Annotated in this window: 16 protein-coding genes; 4 read left to right on the top strand and 12 right to left on the bottom strand. The window is 67.1% G+C overall.

Features of this window, described 5'->3' with window-relative positions:
* Positions 1 to 81 precede the first annotated feature (81 nt).
* The 4 genes from QRN34_RS09615 to QRN34_RS09600 all read right to left on the bottom strand — a co-directional run bounded on the left by QRN34_RS09615 (position 82) and on the right by QRN34_RS09600 (position 8,960).
* Entirely contained in the window at positions 82 to 3,828 is a 3,747-nt protein-coding gene (locus tag QRN34_RS09615) for a translocation/assembly module TamB domain-containing protein (RefSeq protein ID WP_285404041.1), read from the bottom strand.
* Between the two features lie 11 nt (positions 3,829 to 3,839).
* Positions 3,840 to 5,606, bottom strand: a complete 1,767-nt coding sequence (locus tag QRN34_RS09610) for an autotransporter assembly complex family protein (RefSeq protein ID WP_285404040.1) — start codon at positions 5,604 to 5,606, stop codon at positions 3,840 to 3,842.
* A gap of 89 nt (positions 5,607 to 5,695) precedes the next feature.
* Positions 5,696 to 8,338 (bottom strand): glycosyltransferase family 2 protein, encoded by a 2,643-nt coding sequence (locus tag QRN34_RS09605; RefSeq protein WP_285404044.1) that lies wholly within the window; start codon positions 8,336 to 8,338, stop codon positions 5,696 to 5,698.
* A gap of 154 nt (positions 8,339 to 8,492) precedes the next feature.
* Positions 8,493 to 8,960: a Dps family protein gene (locus tag QRN34_RS09600; protein WP_036136949.1), complete on the bottom strand. Its 468-nt coding sequence runs from the start codon at positions 8,958 to 8,960 to the stop codon at positions 8,493 to 8,495.
* Positions 8,961 to 9,076: 116 nt separating this feature from the next.
* Between QRN34_RS09600 and hrpA the strand changes: the two genes are divergently transcribed.
* Both hrpA and QRN34_RS09590 read left to right on the top strand, forming a co-directional pair.
* Positions 9,077 to 13,066: an ATP-dependent RNA helicase HrpA gene (hrpA, locus tag QRN34_RS09595; RefSeq protein WP_285404039.1), complete on the top strand. Its 3,990-nt coding sequence runs from the start codon at positions 9,077 to 9,079 to the stop codon at positions 13,064 to 13,066.
* On the top strand, positions 13,063 to 15,168 hold the full coding sequence (locus QRN34_RS09590; protein ID WP_285404038.1) for a bifunctional (p)ppGpp synthetase/guanosine-3',5'-bis(diphosphate) 3'-pyrophosphohydrolase: 2,106 nt from the start codon (positions 13,063 to 13,065) through the stop codon (positions 15,166 to 15,168). The genes hrpA and QRN34_RS09590 overlap by 4 nt, the downstream gene beginning before the upstream one ends.
* A gap of 1 nt (position 15,169) precedes the next feature.
* On the opposite strand, the gene QRN34_RS09585 is transcribed toward QRN34_RS09590, so the two are convergent.
* The 3 genes from QRN34_RS09585 to proC form a co-directional block, all read right to left on the bottom strand.
* Positions 15,170 to 16,687 (bottom strand): glycosyltransferase, encoded by a 1,518-nt coding sequence (locus QRN34_RS09585; protein WP_285404037.1) that lies wholly within the window; start codon positions 16,685 to 16,687, stop codon positions 15,170 to 15,172.
* A gap of 99 nt (positions 16,688 to 16,786) precedes the next feature.
* The gene (locus tag QRN34_RS09580; protein ID WP_285404036.1) at positions 16,787 to 17,362 is read right to left on the bottom strand and encodes a YggT family protein; all 576 of its coding nucleotides are present in this window, start codon (positions 17,360 to 17,362) and stop codon (positions 16,787 to 16,789) included.
* The gene (gene proC / locus QRN34_RS09575; protein ID WP_285404035.1) at positions 17,359 to 18,183 is read right to left on the bottom strand and encodes a pyrroline-5-carboxylate reductase; all 825 of its coding nucleotides are present in this window, start codon (positions 18,181 to 18,183) and stop codon (positions 17,359 to 17,361) included. Before proC ends, QRN34_RS09580 begins: the two co-directional genes overlap by 4 nt.
* A 116-nt stretch (positions 18,184 to 18,299) precedes the next feature.
* Here proC and QRN34_RS09570 point away from each other — a divergent pair, with 116 nt between their 5' ends.
* On the top strand, positions 18,300 to 19,337 hold the full coding sequence (locus tag QRN34_RS09570) for a type IV pilus twitching motility protein PilT (protein ID WP_036136938.1): 1,038 nt from the start codon (positions 18,300 to 18,302) through the stop codon (positions 19,335 to 19,337).
* Positions 19,338 to 19,411: 74 nt separating this feature from the next.
* The gene (locus tag QRN34_RS09565) at positions 19,412 to 20,575 is read left to right on the top strand and encodes a PilT/PilU family type 4a pilus ATPase (protein WP_036136936.1); all 1,164 of its coding nucleotides are present in this window, start codon (positions 19,412 to 19,414) and stop codon (positions 20,573 to 20,575) included.
* A 106-nt stretch (positions 20,576 to 20,681) separates the two neighbouring features.
* Here QRN34_RS09565 and QRN34_RS09560 read toward each other — a convergent pair whose 3' ends face one another.
* The 5 genes from QRN34_RS09560 to QRN34_RS09540 form a co-directional block, all read right to left on the bottom strand.
* Positions 20,682 to 21,056 carry a BON domain-containing protein gene (locus tag QRN34_RS09560; RefSeq protein WP_036136924.1) on the bottom strand — a complete coding sequence of 125 codons (375 nt, stop codon included), beginning with the start codon at positions 21,054 to 21,056 and terminating at the stop codon, positions 20,682 to 20,684.
* A gap of 230 nt (positions 21,057 to 21,286) precedes the next feature.
* The gene (locus QRN34_RS09555) at positions 21,287 to 23,035 is read right to left on the bottom strand and encodes a hypothetical protein (protein WP_036136922.1); all 1,749 of its coding nucleotides are present in this window, start codon (positions 23,033 to 23,035) and stop codon (positions 21,287 to 21,289) included.
* Positions 23,036 to 23,104: 69 nt separating this feature from the next.
* The gene (locus QRN34_RS09550) at positions 23,105 to 24,031 is read right to left on the bottom strand and encodes an aspartate carbamoyltransferase catalytic subunit (protein WP_036136919.1); all 927 of its coding nucleotides are present in this window, start codon (positions 24,029 to 24,031) and stop codon (positions 23,105 to 23,107) included.
* A 45-nt stretch (positions 24,032 to 24,076) separates the two neighbouring features.
* The gene (gene ruvX / locus QRN34_RS09545) at positions 24,077 to 24,496 is read right to left on the bottom strand and encodes a Holliday junction resolvase RuvX (protein ID WP_285404033.1); all 420 of its coding nucleotides are present in this window, start codon (positions 24,494 to 24,496) and stop codon (positions 24,077 to 24,079) included.
* A gap of 13 nt (positions 24,497 to 24,509) precedes the next feature.
* Entirely contained in the window at positions 24,510 to 25,076 is a 567-nt protein-coding gene (locus QRN34_RS09540; RefSeq protein WP_285404032.1) for a YqgE/AlgH family protein, read from the bottom strand.
* Between the last annotated feature and the right edge of the window lie 55 nt (positions 25,077 to 25,131).

Raw genomic sequence — 25,131 nt, 5'->3', positions numbered from 1 at the left:
TGACGGGTCGCCGCAGGCGTGGCCGCGAGGGTGGCACCCGCCGGCTCTTGCTCCAAGACGCCAATGCTCTTGCCCAAACCCTCACCGCTCGAGCCGGTAATTCAAGCTAGCTCGACTGAAATCGGTAGCGTTCTGTGCCTCGAAATTCCACTTGTGGCTGAACAGGTAGCGCAGCGTGATGACCTGGCCGGGGTCGAACAGGCCGACGCCGTAGCTGAGGTAGAGGCGCGGCGACAGGTACTTGCCCACCGTGAATGCCGAGGCGCCGCCGAGGGCGTCGCTGTTGGTCACGCCGATATCGTCCACGCCGATGCGGGAGCCCACGCGCTTGGCCAGCAGGTCGCCGGCGGCGGAGCCCAGCGCCTGCGCGGCCGCGCCCACCATGTTGCCTTCGCCACCCTTCACCTGCGACAGCGGCTTGCCGGTGACGAGGTAGGAGAGCGCGTCTGACTGTTCCATCACCGGGTTGGAGAACACCGTGAGGATAGGGCGCTGTGCCGTGCCCGAGACGTAGAGGCCAACCTTCTGGCCTTCGTCGACGGTGGCGTTCGGGTTGAGGGTGCGTGCGGCACGGATGTTCAGGCCGGGGTTGTCGATGGGGGTGCTGGCAAACAACAGCTGGCCCTGCTCGATCCTCAGGTCCTGACCGTAGGCCTTGTAGGTGCCGTCCACGCCGATCTGACCCTGGCCGGTCGTCGCGCGGCCCGGGCGTTCGCGCACGTCGAGCTGCCCGGTGATGCGGCCGTCGATGCCGAAACCGACCAGGTGTACCTTCTGGCCAAGATCGACGCGGATGTCGGCGCGGATGGGCGACGCCTCGGCGGCGGCTTCGCGCTTCTTGTCGTCCACCACGACGACGTCGGAAGATGCCTTGGTCGCGCCAGCACCGGGGAGGCGTTCGACGTTGACGTCGGCCAGGTCGACATTGAGCTTGCCGCTGACGTTCATGCCCTTGGCGTCCTGCACGATGGTCAGGTCCGGCGAGAGGATCGCCTTGGCCGCCGGGATATCCACCGCGGTGAACTTCGACCCCGTCACGCCGAGCCGCATCGTGGCGCCCGTTCCCAGCAGCGCCGTGCCCTTGATACCCAGCGTGCCGTCGCCCGAGCCGACGGTGCCGTCGACCACATAGTTCTTCGCGTCGGCGGTGGTGACGCTGATGCGGCCGTTCTTCAGTTTCAGGCCGGCGCTGGGCACCTCGGCCGCGAAGCCCGACACCACGGCCTGGCCCGTGATCGACGGGTCGGCCACCGTGCCGCCCAGGTTGAAGTCGGCGTCGAGGCCGCCCTTCACTTCGGCAACTTCCGTGGTGAACAGCTCGATGATGCCGAGGTCCTTCAGGTGCAGGGCGATGGTGCCGCCGAGGGCCTGCTGCGCCCCACTGAGCGAGACGTTGCCCGCGAGCGTGCCGCCGTGGTCGAGGTTGGCGTTGAGGGTGAGCCGTTGGCTGCCGGGTGACAGCTGCGCGTTGGCGGACAGGTTGTCGTAGACCACCAGCGGCTGGTCCGCACGATCTGCATAGGCCACCGTGCCGTGGGCCGAGCGCACATCGGCCTGCCCCGACAGGGCACCAGCGGCAGTGCGGCGGATGGTGCCGTCGCCTTCGATGATGCCGTCCGCGCGCATGGGGCTGTCGGAGGCCTGGGCTGCCGTCATCAGCAGCGCCAGTGGCACCTGGCGCAGGCGATAGCTGGCATCGAGGTTGCCAGCCTTGTCCTGGCGGGCGTTGATGCAGAGCAGAGGATCGCCCGCGGTAAGGCACAGGTCGCCGAGGCTGGCCGCGCCGTCCTTGTAGGCCAGCTGGCTGGGATTCTGCAGGCGCCAGCGCGGCAGGCCCTGGTAATCGAGGTCCAGCGCCGACAGGGTGCCGCTCCAGGCGCCGTCACGCAGTGCGCCCGAGAGACGCAGGCCGGCCGTGAGCGGGCGGCCGCGGGCATCGATGCTGAGCTGGTGTTTTTCCTGCGTGCCGTCGGCGTCCACGGCAAGGCGGTCGAAGGCCAGCCCACCCGCGTTGACGCCGGTACCGACGAGATCGAGTTTGCCGCCGGGTGCGCTGATATCGGGGATGTCGGCGTCGACGGTAAGCGCGTCGATCTTCTGGCCGGCGTAGACAATGGCCCCGCCACGCAGCTTCGCCGTTACCGCCAGCTTCGGCAGGTTGCCCCGCGCGGTGATGTCGCCCTGCACGCGGCCGCCGGCATCGGGTAGCCAGTCGCCCAGCGACGCGATGGCGAGCGTGAGCGTGGCATCGTTGGCGGTGTCGCCCTTGGCATCCAGACGGATGGTGCTGCCGCCGGAGGCGAGGTCGAGCGTGCCGTTGACCACCTCATGCGGTTTCAGTGTCAGTTCGCCGTTGCCGCGCAACGGACGCTGGCGCAGCGTGCCGTCCAGCTTGCGCAGGGCCAGCGTGCCGAGGGGCTGACCGTCGACGAGGTGCCCCTCCGTGGAGAGGTCGAGGTTGAGGGCGCCGGGCCAGTCGGCCAGCAACTGGCCGGGGTCGAAACGGTTGCCCTTGACGTCGAGTTTCCACGCCAGCGCGGGTTTCAGGGAGAGCGTGCCGCTGGCGCCCAGGTTGCCGTTGGCCTGCTTCAGCTCCACCGTGTGCAGCGTGACGAGATCCGGCGTGCCGTCCACGTCCAGGGTGAACTTGCCGAGCCGTCCCGGCGGCCCGATATCGACATCGCCGGCAGCGTGGTAGGCGTCGGCGCTGCCCTTGAAGCCGAGCTGTCCCGTGCTGGCCAGGTCCTGCCCGGCGACGTTGGCCGGCACCAGTACGTCCTTCCAGCTCAGTGCCAGATCGGCCGAGACGGGCGCGGCCGCGATGTCCACCGTGCCCTTCGCCGTGAGCGAGCCCTTGACCTGCGGCGAGCCGACGGTCAGTTCGTCCAGTGTCAGGCGCTTGTAGTCGTGATCGAAGGTGGCCTTCAAGGGCGCCAGGCGCACGACGTAATCGTTGAGCGACAGGTCCCCCGTGAGGTTGGCGCCGTAGCGGTTGCCGCTGCCCTTCACGGCCAGGGCCAGCGACGTCAGGCTGGTCTCACCCAGCAGTAGCTTCGGATCGAAGGACGGCGCATCGATGGATGCCGTCCAGGGAAAATCCCCGCTCTGCTGCAGGTTGGCATCCACCTGCGCCAGCAACGGCAGGGTCAACTTGACGATGGTGTGCGCCCGGGACCCATCGCTGTGGGCTTCGATATCACCGGCGTAGTCGATGTCGCCGACTTTCCAGCGGAAACTCGCCTTGCCGTCACCGTGGTACTGCTTGCCCACCGCCAGCGTGCCGCCCAGGTCCGCCTGGCCATCGGGTGCGCGCAGTGCCAGTGTCTTGAGCGCGATGCCGTCCGCCGTCCACGAGCCGGCCAGGTCCAGCGAGTTCGACTCGAACAGCGGCTTGCCTTCCTGGGCGACCCGCACATGGCCGACCTTGACCCGGTCCAGCACGATGTCGAGCGGCGGCTCGAGCGAGAAGGGCTCGGAGGGCTGGGTGTCCGGCTGGCTGGGTCCGAGGGCGACATCGATGCCGTCCGCGGTCAGCGTGTAGATGTGGGCGCGCTTGCGCAGCAGCGCACCGAACGCGAAGTCCAGGTGCGCCGTGGCGACGCGCACATCCATGCCCTTGCCGTCGCGGTAGCGCAGGCCGGTGATATCCAGCGGCCCGGCGAGGCGGCCCTCGGCCTGTTGCACCGTGAGGGCGCCATCGGTGAAGCCTTGCGCGCGGGCCAGCGCGAAGCGCAGGCCGGATGCGCTGCCGACCAGCCACCAGACGCCGAGGACGACCACGAGCAATAACGTGCCCAGCGCCACGGCGATACGGACGAACCATGTCATGCGGACGCTCCTCACAGATCGGGCCCGATGACGACATGCAGATGGATGCCATGCTCGTTCTTGTCGCCGACGGGCACGCCGACGTCGGCACGGATCATGCCCACCGGTGACAGCCAGCGCACACCCAGGCCGGCGCCCACGCGCGGGCTGTAATCGGTGCCGGTGAAGGCGTTGCCGGCGTCGACGAACGCGGCCATGCCCCAGTTGCGTGTGAAGTAGTGCTCCACCTCGGTACTGCCCACCAGCAGGCCTTCGCCGCCGATGACGCGGCCGAACGCGTTACGCGGGCCGATGCTCTCGAAATCGTAGCCGCGCACGGAGCGATCGCCACCGGCGAAGAAACGCAGCTGCGGGGGCAGGGCACTGAAATCGTCCGTCCATATCTTGCCGGCGGTGCCGCGCAGGATCAGGCGGTTGCGGCCCCAGAACGACTGGATCCACTTCGCGTCGCCGATCACCTGGGAGAACCGCGCATCCGACAGCAGGCCGCCGGCGGTGCTGCGCGCGGTCAGCGTCAGCGACCAGCCGCTGCGCACGAAGGTGGGGTTGTCGCCCTTCTTCCGGCTCAGCGTGACTTCCGGATACAGCAGGGTGCTGCGGCCGTGCTCGAGGCCTTCGGCGGTGTCGCTTTCGTCGCCGCGCTTGCCGACCGTGAAGGTGCCGGACAGCGCGCTGACGCCGATGGTGCGGGTCCAGCCGTGCCAGAGCCGGGTTTCGTTGGCTACCAGCTGAAGCGTGCGCGACTGCGAGGTTACCGTGTCCGCATCGCGGAAATTGGCGCCGAAGTTGAAGCTGCGCTGGTTGGGGCCGGGCAGGGGAATCTGGTAGAGCGTGGAGATCGTCTTCAGCCGCTGGGCCACGACCAGCTCGTTCTTCCACTTGTGGCCGCGGTCGTTGATCCAGCGTTTTTCGATGCCGCCGCGCAGACCGGGGCCGGTGTCGGTGCCGTAGAAGGGGCCGCCCGTGTAGATGGTGCGCTTGGCCGGCGCCAGTTCCACGGCGATGTCGATGGTGCCGTCCTTCGCGTTGTCCGTATCGGGGATGACGTTGACCACGGCGAAGTAATCGGCGCCGTTCAACGCCTGCTGCAAGTCCAGCAACTGCCCCTGCGAGAAATAGTCGCCGCTCTTGAACGGCACGTAGCGATCGAGGAAACCGTCGCGGAACTGCGAGTTCTTGAATACGACATGGCCGTAGCGGTAACGCTTGCCGGTGTCCCAGGCCAGGTTCACCGTGGCGCTGTGCTCGGCCCGGTTCACCTCCACGGTGTGCGTGACCAGGCGCGCGTCGAGGTATCCCGTGGCAGTGAGCGCACCGCTGACGGCATCGCGCGCACCCTCGTAGGCGCCGTCGTTCATCGGCTGGTCCTTCAACGCGGTAACACCGCGGACGGCACGACGAACTGCGGGCACCTTGCCGGCATCGTCGTCCACGGTGACGTTAACGGCAGTGATCTTGACCGGCAGGCCCGGCACGACATGCAGGGTGACCTGCCAGTCCTTGCCGACCTGTTTCAGGTCGCCCGTGGCCGAGGCTTCGTAGTAACCGTAGGGCCGCAGCGTGGCCTGGACCTGTTCGGGCGCTTTTTCGTAGAGCCGGCGCACCTGCGCGGCGGTGACATCACGCTGCGTGTACTGCGACAGGTCGACACCCGCCACGACCGCGCTCTTGAGGGTGTCGTCGACACCGTCCACCGTGAGCACGATGCCCGCGTGGACCAGGCCGGGGAGGAGGAACCACGGCAGGAGCAGCAGTCCATGGCGTCTTTTAAGGCGCATGAGCGTCCTGTTCCGTTCGTGGCTTGTATCCGGCCTAACTTACCGCGCCGGATGTGTAAGGTCGATACACAAAGGTGAACGAGGCCGAATCAGCCCGCCTCGTCGCCCGCGCGGTGTGCGATCCACGCACCGACCAGGGCGGACACGTACGGAATGGACTGCGCCGCAAGGATGAACATCCAGAGCACGCTTTCCGTATATGCCGTGCCGTAGTGCAGGGCCATGCCGATCACGGCGCACAGCAGTGCGATGGCCATCAGGCCTTCCTCGCGCACCGGTGCAAAGGCGGCGAAGCTGCTGCCACCCATGCGCCGGCTCTTCGCGGTCACCACGAACGCGGTTTTCTCGCGAGTCAGCCCGTGCAGGATGCCGCGCGCGATGGCATGCGACAAGCCCATGCTGGCCACGGAGGCCATGATCGTGTCGTACCAGCTACACGGAACACGCGCGCGATAGAGCACGAAGCCGAAGATGGCCTTGGCGAAGAAGAACCCGATGACCGGAATGAGAAACAGCTGCATCGGCAGGTTGAAGTACTGCGGCGCGTAGATCATGCCAGCGGTCCACAACAGGCCCATCATCGTGAAGATGAAATGCAGCGCGTCCGCGAACCAGCTGAACCAGCCGGTGAGGAAGTGGAAGCGCTGGCCGGCCGACAACGGCCCCTTGCGGGTCATCCAGGTCCAGCGGCCCTTGAGGATCTGCATGGCACCGAAGGCCCAGCGGTAGCGCTGGCTCTTGTAGGCCTTGAAGTCGGCAGGGGTGAGGCCCTTGCCCATCAGCTCGTCGACATAGACCAGCTCGTAGCCGGCGTGCATCAGGCGCAGGCCCAGCTCGGCGTCCTCGCAGATGGTCCACTCGGACCAGCCGCCGGTGCCCTCGAGCGCGGAGCGGCGCACCATGGTCATGGTGCCGTGCTGGATGATGGCGTTGCGCTCGTTGCGGTGGTGCATGCCGATGCGGAAGAAGCCGTCGTATTCCCAGGCCGTCATGCGGCGGAAGCGGTTGTTCTCGAAATCGCGATGGGCCTGCGGGCACTGCACCACGGCCACCTTGGCGTCGTGGAAGTAGCCCGTGAGCGACGCGAGCCAGTCTTCGCGGACCACGTAGTCCGCGTCGATCACCGCGACCACGTCGGCCCGCTCGTCGGTGGCGGTGAGGCCGAAATTCAGCGCACCGGCCTTGTAGCCGGGCCACGGTTCGAGATGGAAGAAGCGGAACCGCGCGCCCAGCTGCTCGCAGTAGGCCTTGACCGGTTCCCAGACCGCCGGGTCCTTGGTGTTGTTGTCCAGCACCAACACTTCGTAGTTCTCGTAGTCCAGCGCGGCCAGGGAATCCAGGGTGACCTGGACCATCTCCGGCGGTTCGTTGTGGCAGGCCAGGTGGATGGACACGAAGGGCTGCCGCTCCACCGGGTCCTTCGGCAGCATGCCGGCGTGGCGAATCCACTCGCGCCGCCACAGCACCTCGGTGAACTCGAAGCCGTTGATCAGCAGGATGCTGAGGATGGCGATCTGCGCAGGGAACAGCAGGATCAGCATCGCCCAGTCGAACGGGCTGAGGTAGAAGTTGAAGGGCAGGGTGGCCGACCACACGATCAGGCCGCAGGCCAGCTGCACCAGCGCCATGAAGAACAGGCGTCCCATCAGCTTGAAGCGGCTGAAGCGGTAGCCGAACCAGAGCATGGGGAAGAACGCCAGCAGCGAGGCGGCCAACGCCTTCCACGGCCAGCCCACGTCCTCGGTGACCGGGCCGGTGAACGGGAATTTCAGCTGGCGATCGGCGTTGAACATGCCCCAGTACGCGCCGGTGCGGCCTTCGCCCAGGTTTTCCTTCCACGGCTGGTCGATGGCTTCCAGCACGTAGTAGTCGTCGATGCCCTTGCGCTTGGCGACGTTGAAGAACTCGCGAAGGAAGATGGCTTCGTTGGACACGCTGGGGTAGGCGTACTTGAAACGATCGCCATTCGACGGCCAGCCGATCTCGCCGATGGCGATGTGCTTGCCCGGGAAGACCTTCTGCAGGGCCTGGTAGCTGCCCTCGGTGTCGTTGCTGCCGTCGGCGTTGCGCGTGCCGATGGAATCGGCCACGCCGGCACGGGCCTCGATGCCGTTCCAGTAGGGGAACAGGTGGACGGTGATGAAGTCGACGTGGTCGGCCAGTTCGGGATTCTGGATCCACACGTGGAACGGCTCGGCCACCGACACCGGCTGGCGCACCGCGGCGCGCACCCGGTCGAGGTAGGCCATGATCTGCGCGGGCTTCATGTCGCCGCGGAACAACGACTCGTTGCCCACGATCACGCGGGAGATCGTTTTCGGGTAGCGGTTGGCCTGGGCGATCAGCGCTTCGATCTCGCGCTCGTTGTTTTCCAGGCGCGTGTCGATGTTGGCGCCCGCCATGACATCCAGGCCCTCTTTCGCGGCCAGGCGGATGGTCTGGGGGTTTTCCAGCATCGAGTAGGTGCGGATGCGCGGGGAATAACGCCGCACCAGCTTCAGGTCGCTGTCGATCTCCGGATCCGTGGAGAAATCGCCCTTCATGGGATTCTGGTAGCGCTGGTACGCGGTGAACGCGAAACCGGGAATGGGCCCGTGCCAGTCGCTCGGCCCGTTGGGCAGGTTGGCGACCAGCCAGAGGCCGAAGTTCAGGCCAGCGACGAGGACCGCGAGGATCAGCGCGGCAAGGATGGGGTGGCTTCGGTCGGTCTTGGTGGCAGCGCTCAAAACAATCCCCGGACCGGTCGGCCCCCGAGTGGAGTCAGATGGTAACCGGGGGAGCTTAACCAACGAAGGGGACCGGCTCAACGCATTGCAGCATAGCCGGTCAGGCTGGCCTCAGAGAAACCGCGGCCCGCCACGGGTGAAAGGGCGGGCCGCCAGGGTGTCAGGCGAGCAGCGAACGCAGCATCCAGGCCGTTTTCTCGTGTTCCTTCAGGCGGCCGGTGACCATGTCGGCGGTGCCTTCGTCGCCCACGGTCTCGGCGGCACGGATGGTGTCGCGCGAGGTGGCGGCGGCGATTTCATGGCCTTCGACCAGCTGGGCCACCATGGTTTTCCAGTCCGGCACGCCGGCTTCTTCCTTGATCGAGGTGAGCTTGCCGAACTGGCTGTAGGAACCGGGCGCGAACACGTCGAGGATACGGATGCGCTCGGCGACCTCGTCGGCGGCCAGCCACAGGGCGTTGTACTGCACCTCGAACATGGCATGCAGGCTGTTGAACTGCGGTCCGGTCACGTTCCAATGGAAATTGTGGGTCTTCAGGTAGAGCGAGTACGTATCGGCGAGCAGCTTCGAGAGGTGCTCGGCAACCGTTTCACGATCGTTCTTGGCAATGCCGATATCGATGGCCATGTTGCGACTCTCCTTGGTTTTTTTGTTTGCGATGAGGCATTTTACCGCCCGCCGGGAACCGCTGTGAAATGAAACGTTCCGATCCGGACCATAGGCGCACGCTATCATGGGTGTCGATGAGTACACCCACACGTCCCGCACGCCCTCCGTCGCCCGATCATCCGCGCCTTCGCGAGCTTCGCCATGCGCTCGATGCGGTGAGCAGCCGCGATGTCGGGCGGCTGCTGGGGCGCTGGCGTGCCTTGTCCCGCAAGCCCGACGCCGCCCGCATCGAGGCCCTGGCGGGCGATATCGCCGTGTCCCGGGAGCGCCGCGCCGCGCGGGCCGCCTCCAAGCCGCCGATCACGGTGGATGCCTCGCTGCCGATCGCCGCGCGGGCGGAAGACATCATCAAGCTCATCCGTGAGAACCAGGTGGTGGTGCTGGCGGGCGAAACCGGCTCGGGCAAGACCACGCAGCTGCCCAAGCTGTGCCTGGCCGCCGGTCGCGGCGAGGCAGGGATGATCGGCTGCACCCAGCCGAGGCGCCTGGCCGCCCGGTCCGTGGCCACCCGCGTGGCCGAGGAGCTAGCGACGCCGCTGGGCGACAAGGTCGGCTTCCAGGTGCGCTTCACCGAGCGCGTGTCCGACCAGGCCCTGGTCAAGTTCATGACCGACGGCATCCTGCTGGCCGAGACCCAGTCCGATCCCTGGCTGTCGGCGTACGACACGATCATCATCGACGAGGCCCACGAGCGCAGCCTCAACATCGATTTTCTCCTGGGTTACCTGCGCCGGCTGGCCCAGCGCCGCCCCGATCTCAAGATCATCGTCACCTCCGCCACCATCGATACGGAGCGTTTCGCTGCGCACTTCGGCAACGCCCCGGTAGTGGAGGTGGAAGGCCGCACGTTCCCCGTGGAAGTGCGCTATCGGCCGCCGGGCGAGCGCGGCGAGGGCAACGTCGCCCAGCAGGTGGCCGACGCGATGGACGACATCACCCGCGAAGACCCCCGCGGCGATGTCCTGGTGTTCCTGCCTGGCGAACGCGAGATCCGCGATACCCACCTGCTGCTGTCGCGCAAGCAGTACCGCGAGACGGAAGTGCTGGCGCTGTACGCGCGGTTGTCCGCCCAGGAGCAGGACCGGGTGTTCCGTCCGGGACCCAAGCGGCGCATCGTGCTGGCGACCAACGTCGCCGAAACCTCACTCACGGTGCCGCGCATCCGTTACGTGGTGGACCCGGGCACGGCGCGCGTCAAACGCTATAGCCAGCGCGGCCAGCTGGAACGCCTGCACATCGAACCCATTTCCCAGGCGGCCGCCAACCAGCGCAAGGGCCGCTGCGGGCGCGTGGGTCCCGGCATCTGCTACCGCCTGTACGAGGAAGCCGAGTTCAACCTGCGGCCGGAGTTCACCGACCCGGAACTGCTGCGCTCGTCGCTGGCCAACGTGATCCTGCGCATGCTGGCGCTGGACCTGGGGGAGGTGGAGGATTTTCCCTTCCTCGAGGCGCCGGACCCGCGCGTCGTGGCCGACGGCTACCGTCGTCTCGCCGAGATCGGTGCCATCGACGACGATCGCCGGCTGACCGCGACGGGGCGCACCGTGGCGCGGCTGCCGATCGACGTGCAGCTGGCGCGCATGATGGTGGAAGCGCGGCGCCTGGGCGCGCTGGCCGAACTGACCACCATCGTCGCCTTCCTCAGCATCCAGGACCCACGCGAGCGTCCGCCCGAGGCGCGCGGGCAGGCCGATGCCGCCCATGCGCAGTTCGCCGACCCCAAGTCGGACTTCGTCGGCGTGCTCAACCTCTGGCGCGGCTACCTCGCCGCCGCCGAGGAACTGACCTCGTCGAAACTGCGCGACTGGTGTTCGCGGCATTTCCTCAGCTTCATGCGCATGCGCGAATGGCGCGAGCTGCACCGCCAGCTGGTGCTGGTGGTGCGCGACATCGACTGGGGTACGCAGGGCAAGGAGCCCGCCGGGCCCGTGCCCGGCGACACGAAGCGAACCAGGGACGCCAAGGACGACACCAGGGCCAAGGACGCCCCAAAGGGTGCCCCCGCAGGCGATGCACTTGGCGATGGACTGTTCGAGGCGGTGCACCGCAGCCTGCTGGCCGGCCTGCCCACCCAGGTCGGGCACAAGGACGAGAAGGGCGTGTTCCGCGGCACGCGCGAGCGCCGTTTCCAGGTGTTTCCGGGCTCCGCGCTGGCCAAGGCGCCGCCGGCCTGGATCTTCGCCGCGCAGATCCTGGATATCGGCGGGCGCATCTGGGCGATGATGAACGCGCGCGTCGATCCGGCCTGGATCGAATCCCAGGCCGGCCATCTGGTGCGCGCCACGGCACGCGACGCGCACTGGTCGCGCAAGCGCGGCACCGTGGTGGCCTACGAGCAGGTCACGCTGTTCGGCCTGGTGCTGGTGGAGCGGCGTCCGGTGACCTTCCACCGGCAGGACCCGAAACTGGCCCACGATATCTTTGTGCGCGAAGCCCTGGTGCGTGCGGATATCGACAGTCGTGCGGACTTCGTGCGCGCCAACGCACGCGTGCTGGAACAGGCGCACGACATCGAGGCCAAGCAACGGCGCGCGGGCCTGCTGCGATCCGACGATGCGCTTGCCGCCTTCTTCGAGGGCAAGCTTCCCGCCGAGATCGCCGATGTGCGCGCACTCGACGCGTGGTACCGCAAGGCGTCCCCCGGGGAACAGGCCGCCCTGCGCTGGACCCTGGCGGATGTCATGGACACCGGCAGCGGCCTCGATCCCAAGGCGTTCCCCGCGACCATCGACGTCGGCCAGCACCGCTACCGGCTCGAATATCGCTTCGTCCCCGGTGACCCTGCCGACGGCGTCACGATCAACGTGCCGCTGGCCTTCCTCAACGCGCTGCCGCTGGCCCGCGGCGAGTGGCTGGTCGGCGGCCTGCTGGCCGACAAGGTGGCCGAGTTGATCCGCGCGTTGCCCAAGGCGCTGCGCCGGAACTTCGTGCCGGCACCGGATTTCGCCCGTGCGTTCGTGGAAGCCGAGGCCCCACGCGATGCGTCGCTGCCGGCGGCGCTGGCCCATTTCCTGAAGAAGACCACTGGCGTGGATGTCGATGCGGCGGCCTTCGCCGACGCCGAACTGCCGCCACACCTGCTGATGCGGTACCGCGTGCACGACGAGAACGGCCGCACGCTGGCCGAGGGCCGCGACCTCACGGCCATCCGCGCGCAATGGGAAAGCCAGGCGCGCGAGGCCTTCTCGCGCAAGACGGATATCGAACTCACGCGCGAGGACATCGTGACGTGGGACTTCGAATCGATTCCGGCGGAGGTGCGCTCCGACGCCGGCCTGGTGGCCTACCCGGCGCTGGTGGATCTGGGCGAGGCTGTGGCGCTGCGCGTGTTCGAGCGTGCCGACGAAGCCGTCGAGGCGCATGCGGGCGGCGTGGAACGGCTGCTGCGCGAGGCCCTGGGGCCCGAGTTCAAGCGTGCGCGCCGGCAGTTGCCCATCGCCAACCCGCTGTCGCTGAAGTACGCCCCCATGGGCAGCATCGATGGCCTGCGCGATGACCTGGTCGAAGGCGGCTTCGCCGACCTGCTCGAGGGGCGCCGCCTGGATGTGCGCACGCATGCCGCGTTCGAGGCGTTGCGTGCGGAGTTCGCGCAGAAGCTGTTCGGCGCGGCGATGGCACGGCAGAAGCTTGCCGAGCCGATCATCGAGGCGCAGGCCGAACTCAGGCCCTGGATGGAGCCGCCGCTGATGGGCTTTGCCAAGGCCAGTTACGACGACCTGCGCGAACAACTGGCGGCCCTGTTCCAGCCGGGGTTCCTGCGCGAACTGCCCACCGCGCGGCTGTCGCACATCCCGCGTTACCTCAAGGCCATGCGCCTGCGCGGCGAACGACTGCGCCAGGACCCGGCCCGCGATCAGTCGCGTATGCTTCAGGTGCTGCCGTACTGGCGCGCCCTGCTGCAGGGCGGCGGCACGGCGCTGGATGCTGACGCCTGGGGGGAACTGCGCTGGCTGCTGGAGGAATGGCGCGTGTCGTTGTTCGCCCAGGAACTGAAAACCGCGGAGCCGGTGTCGGCCAAACGGCTGGCCAAGGCTTTGGACAACGCGCAGGCGGCATCACGATGAGCGACGCACGGCCCATGGCGGCGAAGGACCCGGGCATGCCCCTGACGGAGCAGGCAAGGCAGGCCTGCGCCGTGCTGCCCGTGGCCGCGCGGGCCGAGGGCGAAACCGTCATCGAGCTGCTGCGGCTGCTGGGATGCGACGATGAAACCTGCGCGTCGGCCCTGTGGTTTTCGCTGGTCAACGGCTTGCCGGGGGCGGCGAACGAGGCGGCGGCGACCTGGGCGCCGACCCTGCGCCGGCTGGTCGAAGGGCAGGGCGAGGCGGAGAAGGTCTGGGCGCTGCATGCGCAGCGCGGGCCCGCCAGCGGTGCCGAGGGCCTGCGTCGGCTGCTGCTGGCGATCATCCGCGACCTGCGCGTGGTGTTCGTGCTGCTGGCGCGCCAACTCGCCGCCATGCGCACCGCCATGGCGCTGCCGGACCACGAGCGGCGCGAGCTGGCCCAGCTCACTGCCGATATCCATGCGCCGCTGGCCAACCGGCTGGGTATCTGGCAGCTGAAATGGGAACTGGAAGACCTCGCCTTCCGTTACCTCGAGCCCGACACCTACCGTCGCATCGCGCGGCTGCTGGACGAACGCCGCACCGACCGCGAAACCTTCATCGCCTCCAGCCTGGCCACCCTGCGCGAGACGCTGGATACCGCCGGCGTGCGCGCCGACCTGGCGGGCCGGCCGAAGCACATCTTCTCCATCTGGAAGAAGATGAAGAAAAAAGGGCTGGAATTCTCCGACCTCTACGACATCCGCGCCGTGCGCATCCTGGTCGACAGCGTGGCCGACTGCTACGCGGCGCTGGGGCTGGTCCACAGCCTCTGGCCGCATGTGCCGGGCGAGTTCGACGACTACGTGGCGCGGCCCAAGGGCAACGGCTATCGCTCGCTGCACACGGCCGTGCTGGGTCCGCAGGGCAAGACCCTGGAAGTACAGATTCGCACCCACGAGATGCACCGCGCCAACGAACTGGGTGTCGCCGCGCACTGGCGCTACAAGGAAGGCGGCGGGGCGGATGCGGAGTTCGAGGCCAAGATCGCCTGGATGCGCAAGCTGCTGGAGCCCCGTGGGGAAGACGAGGCCGAACTGGCCGCCGGCTTCGAAACGGAGCTGATGGAAGACCGCGTCTACGTGCTGTCGCCCAAGGGCGAGGTGATCGACATGCCGCGCGGCGCGACGGTGCTGGATTTCGCGTACCACATCCATACCGAAGTGGGTCATCGCTGCCGTGGCGCCAAGCTCAACGGCCGGATCGTGCCGCTGACCACACAGCCGCGCAGCGGCGATCGCATCGAGATCCTGACCACAAAAGTATCCGAGCCCAGCCGCGACTGGCTCTCGGCGCACCACGGTTACCTGCACACATCGCGGGCGAAGGAGAAGGTGCGCGCCTGGTTCCGTCGTGAAGCACACGAGGCCAACATCGTGGCCGGCAAGCTCAGCCTCGAGAAGGAGTTGCGCCGCCTTGCCCTGGACGACGTGGACCTGGCTAAGCTGGCCACGCATTTCCGCCTGAAATCGGTGGACGAGTTGTACGTCACCATTGCCCTGGGCGAGGTGACACTGGGCCAGGTGGCCCGCTCGCAGCAGGAGCCCGCCGAGCCGGGCATCACGCAGTCGTCCAATCCGGTGGCGTCGCGCGCCGCGCAGCACGACCGCGGGGCCCTTTCCATCGAAGGCCTGGGCAACCTGCTGACCACCCTGGCGCGCTGCTGCCAGCCGCTGCCGGGCGACCCGGTGCGCGGCTTCATCACGCGCGGTCGTGGCGTCTCCGTGCATCGCGCCGACTGTGCCAGCCTGTCACGGCTGGCCCGTCGCAGCCCCGAGCGCGTGATCGACGTCAGCTGGGGCAGGGTGGACGTGCAGAGCTACGAGATCGACATCGAGCTGCGCGGCTACGACCGCAAGGGCCTGCAAAAAGACGTCGCCACCACCATCAGCAACACCGGTCCGCATATCGTGGCATCGTCCAGCCGCGTGCAGGTGCGCACCGGCGAAGTGGAGATGCGCTTTACCCTGCGGGTGAAGGATTACGAGCAGTTGTCGATGGTGTTGGGCAGGCTGAGCGCGCTGCCCAACGTGACGGACGCCCGCCGCCTCGGCGGACGCTGACTCAGGTCGGTATCGTGTTACCGGTGGGGTCCCACACCACGCCTTGCGGTCCCTGCTGGGTGATGGCGCTGGTGGCATAACCCACGCGGTTCGCGTTGACGACACCCTCCGCGCAGTGCGTCCATGTGTAGTTCTCGCGCAGTGTGTTGCCCAGTGTCTTCGCTTCGGCGAAACGGTTGGGCAGGTTTAGCACCAACGCCTTGATGGCCGCGGCCCAGGCCGTCGGACGCGCATCGAAGGCCCGGGACGGCACCCGGGCCGGGTCCAGGAAATCGTCCGGTACCGATGACGATACACGCTTATGGAAGTCTGCGACGACACAGTGCCCGCCCGCGGTGCCGAAGCGATGCGCATCGGCCAGGAACATGCCCGAACCGCTCACCTCGTTGACCAGCACCGGTACGTTCACACCCAAAGCTTCGATGGGCACCAGTCCGAAATGCTCGATGTATGAGGGCATCAGCACGCCGTGCGACGCGCGCACCTCGTTCATGATCTCTTTCGTGGCCGCCCCGATCGTGACCGTGATCTTGTCGGACGTACCTTGGCGTCCAACGATGGCGTTGGCGAACTCCTGCACGTACGCGACGTCCACGACGTGCGTGCCGGCTGTCCTGGGTGCGTCCTGCGCGGGCGGGTAGAAATCCTTGGATTCCCAGAAACGGACGCTGATATCGATCGGCGGGCAAGCGGGATCGTCGCGCAGGGTCTGTGCCGCCAGGAGGATGTCTTCCAGTCCCTTGATCGGTGCGTTGGCGCGGCCGTTGAAGAGGATCTTGCGCCTGCCGTCGCGACCGGGGTCGTTGAACGTGGCCTGTGCCTCCTTGCCATCGGTGCCACCGATGCATTCGTGCACGCGTACCTTGGCGCCGCCGAGCAACTTCAGCGCGCCTGCGCGCAGGAACGGCCCCACAGGCACGACGACGTCGGCCTTCTTCATCCACTCCGCCTCCATCGCGATCTTCCGCGCGGCGGAGGCGGTGTCGATCTGCTCGTGGTAGGCGTTGTAGCCCGTCAGGACGGTGCCTTCCACCGGGTAGGAATGGAGGAAGTAATTCACCTTCGCCGTGCGGAACAGCTGCTGTTTCAGCAGGATCGCCGCCGGTCCGGAAAACCGGGAATGCCCGATGATGATGTCGGGGACCCATGACTTGTCCTTGCCGCCGATTTTCGTCGCCAGGATGTCCGCCTTGGCGAGGAGTTTGGCCGGATCGTTGATCCACGCGTAGAGGCCTTCGCGCTCGCTGTCGATACCACGGGGATTGACCAGGTTGGTCGGGGCGTCGTTGAGGAAGATGATTTCCGCCCCGCCGTGGTTCTCACTCGTGGGATTGATCGACTCGGCCGGCGGCGGGCGCGAGGCATCGGTGAGATTGAGGGTCAGCAGCTTCACGCTGTGCCTTGGGCGTTCGCCGGTCCTGCTGGCGAGCAGTGCCCGGGTGAATTCCTGGTTGAACACGGCGAGGCCACCGCCGAAGGTCCTGCCGCTGAAGGGCAGGACGATGAGGATATTGCTCATGACGATCTCCTTGGGAAGACCCGCCCGGTTGGGCAGGCCTTCAAAGCCTAGGAATCGTCGCGTCCTGCGTACCTCGGTAAAACGCTGATTTTACGGGCGTCAGGCACCCATCATCATCGCCACGCCCCAATCCTTGATCGGCGCCGCGATAAGCATCCGCGCCAGGATCAGCCCGAGGATCACCACGGTCGGCGAGAAATCCAGTCCGCCGATGGTCATGCGCCCGCGCAACGGACGGACCAGCGGTTCGGCCAGGCTGGTCACCAGCCGCGCCACCGGGTGGTAGCGATCGGTCGAGAGCATGCTCATGATCGACCAGGCGAACACCAGCACCACCCAGGTCAGCAGGAAGATATCCAGCGTCTCGCCCAGGCCGGCGATCGCCAGGCCGAGTACGTTCGGGGCGATGCCGGCCAGGGCGGCGATCAGCAGCCACTTCAGGCATTCCAGCAGGTACACGATCAGCAGGGCGCCGGTGTTGACCCGGCGTACCGGTGGCAGCACCTTGCGCAGCGGCCGCAGCACCGGGTTGGTGAAGCGGTAGAGGAACTGGCAGATCGGGTTGTTGAAATCCGCGCGGAAGGCCTCCGCCAGGATGCGCAGGATGAAAAGCGTGACAAGTGCGCCGAAGGCGACTTCGAGCAGCAGGCCGCCGGCATTGGTCAGGTAATTCACGTATTCGAGTCCATGTCTTCGGAAAGTTGGAAGCCGCGCCGACGCGCCGCGTCGACCGCCCGCGCCACGATGGCAGGGAAATGGTCGTCACGGAAGCTTTCCAGCGCCGCCTGGGTGGTGCCGTTGGGCGAGGTGACGCGCTGGCGAAGCGTGGCGGCGCTTTCGCCGGACTCCACCAGCATGCGGCCAGCGCCGAAGGCGGTCTGCGCCGCCAGTGCGCGGGCCGCCTCACGGGATAGCCCCTGAGAAAATGCCGCGTTTTCCAGCGCCTCGACCATCAGGAAAAAATAGGCTGGACCGGAGCCGGACAGCGCCGTGACGATGTCCAGCTGGTCTTCGTCGGGTACCCAGACCGTGAGGCCGCCGGCGTCCAGCACGTGCTGGGCCTCGGCCCGCTGGGGGGCGCTGACGCGACCGTTGGCGAACAACCCGGTGGCTCCGGCCCCGAACATGGCCGGGGTATTGGGCATGCAACGGACCACGGGCAGGGCGGCATCGAGCCAACGTTCCAGTTGGGCGATGCGGATGCCGGCTGCGATGGAAATGACCACCGGCCGGTACTTCTGCACCGCCGGACGCAGGCCGCGGCACACCTCGGCCATCATCTGCGGCTTGACCGCCAGTACGAGGATGGATGCACCCTCCGCGGCGTCGAGGTTATCGGTATAGGTGGCAACGCCGTACTGGCGGGACAGCTCCTGCAGGGCCTCGGCGCGCGGCTCGGCCACCGCGATGCCGCCCGGCTGGGCGCCGTGGCGCAGCATGCCGGCGATCAGGGCGGTGGCCATGTTGCCGCCACCGATGAAGGCGATCCGATTCATGGGGTGTTCGCTCCGCTCGCGGTCGTTTTCACAGTCCGGGAAGCATATACGGTGCCGCGCCTTGCCGCCGACCCCTCGGCGTGTTTACCTATGCCCCACAAAGAAAGGGGACCCTGATGGACATCGCCGAACTCCTTGCCTTCTCCGTGAAGAACAAGGCCTCCGACCTGCACCTCTCCGCGGGCCTGCCGCCCATGATCCGCGTCGACGGTGACGTTCGGCGTATCAACATTCCCGCGCTGGAACACAAGCAGGTGCACTCGCTGATCTACGACATCATGTCGGACAAGCAGCGGCGCGACTACGAGGAGTTCCTGGAGACCGACTTCTCCTTCGAGATTCCCGGCCTGGCGCGTTTCCGCGTCAACGCCTTCAACCACAACCGGGGCGCCGGTGCGGTGTTCCGTACCATTCCGTCCGAGGTGCTCACGCTGGAGGACCTCGGTGCGCCGAAGATCTTCCGCGAACTGATCGAGCAGCCGCAGGGCCTGATCCTGGTCACCGGTCCGACCGGCTCGGGCAAGTCCACCACGCTGGCGGCGATGGTCGACCACATCAACAAGAACGAGTACGGCCACCTCCTCACCGTGGAGGACCCGATCGAATTCGTGCATACCTCGCAGAAGTGCCTGGTCAACCAGCGCGAGGTGCACCGCGACACCCACGGCTTCAACGAGGCGCTGCGCTCGGCGTTGCGCGAAGATCCGGACTACATTCTGGTCGGCGAGCTTCGCGACCTGGAAACCATCCGCCTGGCGCTCACCGCCGCGGAAACGGGCCACCTGGTGTTCGGCACCCTCCACACCTCGTCGGCGGCCAAGACCATCGACCGCATCATCGACGTTTTCCCCGCCGGTGAGAAACCGATGGTCCGCTCGATGCTTTCGGAGTCGCTGCGCGCGGTGATCTCGCAGTCGCTGCTGAAGAAGGTGGGCGGTGGGCGCGTGGCGGTCCACGAGATCATGGTCGGCATCCCGGCCATCCGTAACCTGATCCGCGAGGACAAGGTCGCCCAGATGTATTCGGCGATCCAGACCGGCCAGCAGTACGGCATGCAGACGCTGGACCAGAACCTGCTTGACCTGGTCAAGCGCGGCCTGATCACCCGCCAGGAAGGCATGATGTACGCCAAGAACAAGGAAAGCTTCCGCTAACGGCGCGCCGCGCCCCGGGTATATGATCGCCCGTGGGGCGCCGGCCCGGTCCGGCACACGGGGACCAGACCGTCATGAGCGATTTCGATTTCACCTCCTTCCTGAAGCTGATGGTGCACAAGCAGGCCTCCGACCTGTTCATCACCGCCGGCGTCGCGCCCTCCATGAAGGTGCAGGGCCGCATCGTGCCCATCACTCAGAGCCCGCTTTCCGCGCAGCAGGCGCGCGACATGGTGCTCAACGTGATGACGCCGGCGCAGCGCCAGGAATTCGAAAAGACCCACGAATGCCAGTTCGCCATCAGCGCGTCGGGCGTGGGCCGGTTCCGCGTATCGTGTTTCTACCAGCGCAACTGCGTCGGCATGGTGCTGCGCCGGATCGAGTCGAAGATTCCCACGCCGGAAGAGTTGAACCTGCCGCCGATCGTCAAGCAGCTGGCGATGACCAAGCGCGGCATCATCATCTTCGTCGGCGGCACCGGTACGGGCAAGTCGACCTCGATGGCCTCGATGATCGGCTACCGCAACCAGAACTCCACGGGCCACATCATCACGATCGAGGACCCGATCGAATACGTGCACAGGCACGAAGGCTGCATCATCACCCAGCGCGAGCTCGGCATCGATACCGATAGCTGGGAGAACGCGCTGAAGAACACGCTGCGCCAGGCGCCCGACGTCATCATGATCGGCGAGGTGCGTACCCGCGAGACGATGGAGCACGCCATCAACTTCTCGGAAACCGGGCATCTGTGCCTGTGCACCCTGCACGCCAACAACGCCAACCAGGCGCTGGACCGTATCCTCCATTTCTTCCCGGAGGATCGCCGCAGCGCGCTGTTCATGGACCTGTCGTTGAACCTGAAGGGCATCGTGGCGCAGCAGCTTATTCCCACGCCCGACGGCAAGGCCCGCCGCGTCGCGGTGGAAGTGCTGCTTGGCACGCCGCTGGCGCAGGACTATATCCGCCAGGGCGAGGTGCACAAGCTGAAGGAACTGATGCGCGACTCCAACCAGCTGGGCATGCGCACGTTCGACCAGAGCCTGGTGGAGCTGTACCACGCCGGCGAGATTTCCTACGAGGATGCGCTGCGCCACGCGGACAGCTCGAACGAGGTGCGCCTGCGGATCAAGCTCGCCCAGGGCGGTGATGCGCACACCCTGTCGCAGGGCCTGGAAGGCGTCGAGATCGACACCTCGCACGACAAGCAGACCTTCGGCGGCATGCTCAGCCGCTGAATCCCGTGACCTGGCAACACGCATGCATGCGTGTGTAGGAGCCCACGATGTGGGCGAAAAAAAGGGAGCCCAACGGCTCCCTTTCTCATGCCACCATCACCAACGCTTAGTTGGAAGCGGCAGCCGCGGCCGACACCGTCACGCCGCTGGCGTCCACGCTCTTCACGCCCTTGATCTTCTTGGCAATCGCGACAGCGTGGCTCTTTTCCTTGGCAGTAGCGACCGAACCCGTCAGGGTAACGACGCCTTCGGTGGTGCTGACCGAGATATCGGTCGCCTTGACCATCTTGTTGGCAGCGAACTCGGACTTCACCTTGGTGGTGATCCAGGTGTCGTCAGCCTTGCCGGCAACGGTCTGGTTGTCGCCCTTGCTCATGGCGGCCGCGGAGTCCTGTGCATTCACCTGGGCGAACGGGACCGTGCCGAGACCGGCAACGAGGGCGGCGGCGAACAGGGCCTTGCGGAGGTTGGAATGGTTCATGGTGAACTCCTTATCTGAAATCTGTTGTGGGTCTGGCGACGGCGCCGCGCACTGTGGCTGCCGTGTCGCGGGGCCTATGGAAACAGCGCATCCGTGAACGATTCGTGCGTGCAAACGCCAGCCGTTCAGTTTCTTGCACGGGTAGCTGCCGGGTTCGTGCAGCGCGCAAAAAGAAAGGCGACCCGAGGGCCGCCTTTCCTGTTTCAACCACGTGACGCGTATGGATCGGCTTATTTGTATTCCACCGATCCCGAGATCACGAGGCCCTTCTCGTCGACGTGCGACTCGCCGGACACCTGCACGACGCGGGCGGCCTGGGCCTTCATCGCGTCGAACTGCGCATTGGAACGCTGCGCCGTAGCGGCCGTGGTGGCCTGGTCGTCCGGCGCGCCGTCGGCACCCGCGGCTTCGGTCATCGCGCTGGCGTAGGACTTGGCCTTGTCCGCCATCACGTCGACCCAGGAGCGATACATGTCGCCATTGAGGTGCAGGCGAGACACGCGACCGGCGTCGCCGGTGCTGCCCATGAGCACGTCGTCCAGCTGGGCGTCTTCACCGGCGCCCACGCCGACGGCGATCGCCTGGCCGTTCATCGCTGCCCAGCCGGGCATGCCCAGCATGCCGCTGATGTTCGGCGGCAGGGCGACCGGCTTGCCGTCGCCGGCCAGCTTGAAGTCGCCGCCCAGCATCGCCTGACCCATGGCGAGCAGGCCCGCCGGGTTGCGCGTGGCGATCACCACGCGACCGGTGATCTGCGGCATCTGCTGCGCGCTGGCCGCGGGCTTGAACGAATCGATGACGAGGCGCAGGCCGCGGAGGTCGCCGATGGGCGGAATGGCCGCCTGCTGCATGGTCGAGCCCATCTTGGCGAAGCTGTCGTTCATGCTGGCGAAGGCCGGGCACTCGAACGGCTTGGCTGCCACGGCTTCCGCCTGGGCGGTGAAGAACGTGCGCAGCTGTTCGACCGGCAGTGCGAGGCTGATGTCGAACGGACCCTTCGCGTCGCTGCCCAGGCCCGGGACTTCGACCTTGAGGCCGGAGAACGCCTTGGTGATGTCGTCGGCCAGGGCGATGTCGACACGCTGGTCCTGGTGGTGCAGGTCGAGCTTGGTGTAGCCGAAGCTGACGGATGGCACCCGCGCGGCGATACGCGTGGCTTCCGTCTGGCAGCTGGGTGGCAGGGCCGGCACCGGCTCGCCGGACTTGGCCGACTGGTGCTTGAGGAAGGTCGCGAAGAGCGGATCCTTACCGGTGGCGATCAGCGGCAGCAGGCGGGTCAGGTCGACCTGGCCGACGGCGTAATCCTTGTAACCCTTGGCCTTGGCCAGATCGGCCAGGCGTCCGTCTTCCTGGATGCTCTTTTCCGGGCGGTCGGCGCCGAGCGCCTGGCGGACCAGCGGCTGGGCGGCGTCGACCGGCAGCAGCGAGACCACGGCCTGCTTGCCCACGGTGGCGATGACCAACTGCACGCCCGAATCGGACAGGGCGACATGGCGATACGACTGGCCGCCCGCGTCGGCGGTCTCCAGCTTCTTGCCGTAGGCCGTTTCGAGGCGGCCCACGAAGGCGTCCCACGCGGCGTTGTCGGCCAGCGTCACGCGCACGACCGGGGCCAGGCCCAGGCCGTAGAACGCGGTGCCGTTCTTGGCGTCCAGGCCCATGTTCTTCAGGGCGGCCTCGGCGGTCTTGCCGTCGAATTCCGCGGCGAGGGCACGGACCAGGCGGGCGCCATCGGCGTTGCCCTTGGTGTCGAGGTCCTGCGCAAAGGCCTTCATCTGTGCGACCTGGCCGGGCAGCTCGCTGTTGGCCTGGGCCAGCATGGCCTCGTAGGCGTCGTCGTCGAGCTTGTCGAGGCTGGCCACCACGTACGGCGTATCGGCCGGCACGAAGGCCAGCGGGGCATCCTTATCCTTGTGGCCGCAGGCCGCCAGCAGCACGCTGGCGACGCCGAGCGCGAGAAGTCGCTTCGTCGGTCGCATTTTGTATCCCGTTGTTTGATCCCTAGGTGGGACCATTATGCCGGAATGCGTCCGCGCGAAGGGGCGTCTTCAGCGCCCCATGACCTCGGCCAGTACGGCCATGCGCACGAACACGCCGTTGCCGACCTGCTCGAGGATGCGCGACTGGGCGCCGTCGGCGACGTCCGGAGCGATCTCGATACCCCGGTTGATCGGGCCGGGGTGCATCACCAGGCAGCCCTTGGCGGCGCGTGCGAGGCGCCGGGTGTCGAGGCCGAACCGCTCGAAATAGGCGGCCTCGTCAGGAAGGTCGGTGGCGGCCATGCGCTCCTTCTGCAGGCGCAGCATGATCACGGCGTGGGCGCCTTCGATCGCCTCGTCGAAATCCTCGACATAGCTGACGCCGGACAATTCGCCTTCGGGCGGCATGAGCGAGGACGGCCCGACGATGCGGATGTCCTTCGCGCCCAGCGCGGCAAAGGCGTGTATGTCCGAGCGCGCGACGCGGGAATGGCGCACGTCGCCGCAGATGACCAGGCGCAGCTTGCGGAAATCCGGATGGTGGTTACGGATGGTGAGCGCATCCAGCAGGCCCTGGGTGGGATGCGCGCGGTTGCCGTCGCCGGCGTTGACCACCGCCACGCCGCTCATGGCGTGGCGCACCAGCTCATCGGGGGTGCCGGACACCTTGTGCCGAACGATGATGGTGTCCAGGTGCATCGCTTCCAGCGTGTGCAGCGTGTCGAACAGTTCCTCGCCCTTGGTGGTCGAGGAGAGGCCGATGTCGAAGTTGACGACATCGGCGCCCAGCCGACGGGCCGCCAGCTCGAACGAGGTGCGCGTGCGCGTGGAAGGCTCGAAGAACAGGTTCAGCACCGTGCGGCCATCGAGCAGCCCGAGGTGGCGCGTACCGTGCGCCGTGGCTTCGCGCATGCTGTTGGCCCGGTCGAGCAGGCGCTCGATCGTCTCGCGTGGCAGGTTCTCGAGGGTGGTCAGGTGGCGCAGGCGTTGTGACATGACGGCCTCAAGGCGATGGAAGAAGGCGGGGGTGTGTGACGTGGCTCATGGCAGGAGCAGATACGACTCGAGGATGACCGCGGCGGCCTCGGCGTCGATCGAGCGGACATCCGAGCGCTTGCGCGTGCCCGCGGCCCGCCCGGCGGCGAAGCGACGTGCGGCCTCCTGCGAACTCATGCGTTCGTCGGCGAAGGCGACCGGCAGGTCGTAGCGCTGGCCGATGCGCTCGGCGAAGCGGCGCGCCTTGCGCGTCATCGGTTGCTCCTTGCCGTCGTTGTCCAGTGGCAGGCCGACGATGAGGGCCTCCGGCAGCCATTCGCGGCGAAGGGTGTCCAGCGCCTGCCAGTCGGGTTCGCCGTCGCGCACCGGCAGCGCCGCGATGCCGCGGGCCGTGCCGGTGAGGCGGTTGCCGACGGCGACGCCGACGATCTTCGTACCGACATCGAAACCGAACAGGCAGCTCATGAAAGGAGGGGGCTCACGCGTGGCCGGCGTAGCCGGTCAACTGGGAGGGATCCTGCATGCCCAGCTGGCGGGCGGCGGCGACCCAGCGTTCGTCCAGGGGCGTGTCGAAGACGATGCGCTCGTCGGCCCGCGTGGTCAGCCATGCGTTGTCCATCACTTCCTGCTCGAGCTGGCCGGCTTCCCAGCCCGCATAACCCAGCGTGACAAGGGCGCGGCGGGGACCTTCGCCCTTGGCTATGGCCACGAGAATGTCGCGCGAGGTGGTGACCGACCAGTCGTCGTTCACGCGGTAGCTGGAATCCCAGTGTCCCGGCTCGCGATGCAGGACGAAGCCGCGCTCCTGCTGGACGGGGCCACCGATGAGTACCGGGTAGTCGGCGATCTCCGGGTCGTCGCATTCCAGCTTCATCTGGGCGAGGACGTCGCCCAGGCGGTACTCGGACATCTGGTTGATCAGCAGGCCGACCGCGCCGTCTTCCCCGTGCTGGCACAGGAAGGCGACGCCGCGCGCGAACGGCGGCTCGGCGAGGGAGGGCATCGCGATGAGGAATTGACCCGCGAATGTAGTGGCGATCGTCATGGCCGCATTGTAGCCGCTACGGACGGGCGAGTGCGCCTGCGTTAAGCGCAAAAAA

This window comes from Luteibacter sp. ME-Dv--P-043b, assembly GCF_030209605.1.
GTDB lineage: Bacteria > Pseudomonadota > Gammaproteobacteria > Xanthomonadales > Rhodanobacteraceae > Luteibacter.
Note: the sequence above shows the minus strand (reverse complement) of the source record. Positions and strands in the feature narration are given on the sequence as shown.

Excerpts from the sequence above, each read along its gene's own strand:
- QRN34_RS09615 (WP_285404041.1), bottom strand. The coding sequence starts at position 3,828 with ATGACATGGTTCGTCCGTATCGCCGTGGCGCTGGGCACGTTATTGCTC.
- QRN34_RS09610 (WP_285404040.1), bottom strand. The coding sequence starts at position 5,606 with ATGCGCCTTAAAAGACGCCATGGACTGCTGCTCCTGCCGTGGTTCCTC.
- QRN34_RS09600 (WP_036136949.1), bottom strand. The coding sequence starts at position 8,960 with ATGGCCATCGATATCGGCATTGCCAAGAACGATCGTGAAACGGTTGCC.
- hrpA (WP_285404039.1), top strand. The coding sequence starts at position 9,077 with ATGAGTACACCCACACGTCCCGCACGCCCTCCGTCGCCCGATCATCCG.
- QRN34_RS09590 (WP_285404038.1), top strand. The coding sequence starts at position 13,063 with ATGAGCGACGCACGGCCCATGGCGGCGAAGGACCCGGGCATGCCCCTG.
- QRN34_RS09585 (WP_285404037.1), bottom strand. The coding sequence starts at position 16,687 with ATGAGCAATATCCTCATCGTCCTGCCCTTCAGCGGCAGGACCTTCGGC.
- proC (WP_285404035.1), bottom strand. The coding sequence starts at position 18,183 with ATGAATCGGATCGCCTTCATCGGTGGCGGCAACATGGCCACCGCCCTG.
- QRN34_RS09570 (WP_036136938.1), top strand. The coding sequence starts at position 18,300 with ATGGACATCGCCGAACTCCTTGCCTTCTCCGTGAAGAACAAGGCCTCC.
- QRN34_RS09565 (WP_036136936.1), top strand. The coding sequence starts at position 19,412 with ATGAGCGATTTCGATTTCACCTCCTTCCTGAAGCTGATGGTGCACAAG.
- QRN34_RS09560 (WP_036136924.1), bottom strand. The coding sequence starts at position 21,056 with ATGAACCATTCCAACCTCCGCAAGGCCCTGTTCGCCGCCGCCCTCGTT.
- QRN34_RS09555 (WP_036136922.1), bottom strand. The coding sequence starts at position 23,035 with ATGCGACCGACGAAGCGACTTCTCGCGCTCGGCGTCGCCAGCGTGCTG.
- QRN34_RS09550 (WP_036136919.1), bottom strand. The coding sequence starts at position 24,031 with ATGTCACAACGCCTGCGCCACCTGACCACCCTCGAGAACCTGCCACGC.
- ruvX (WP_285404033.1), bottom strand. The coding sequence starts at position 24,496 with ATGAGCTGCCTGTTCGGTTTCGATGTCGGTACGAAGATCGTCGGCGTC.
- QRN34_RS09540 (WP_285404032.1), bottom strand. The coding sequence starts at position 25,076 with ATGACGATCGCCACTACATTCGCGGGTCAATTCCTCATCGCGATGCCC.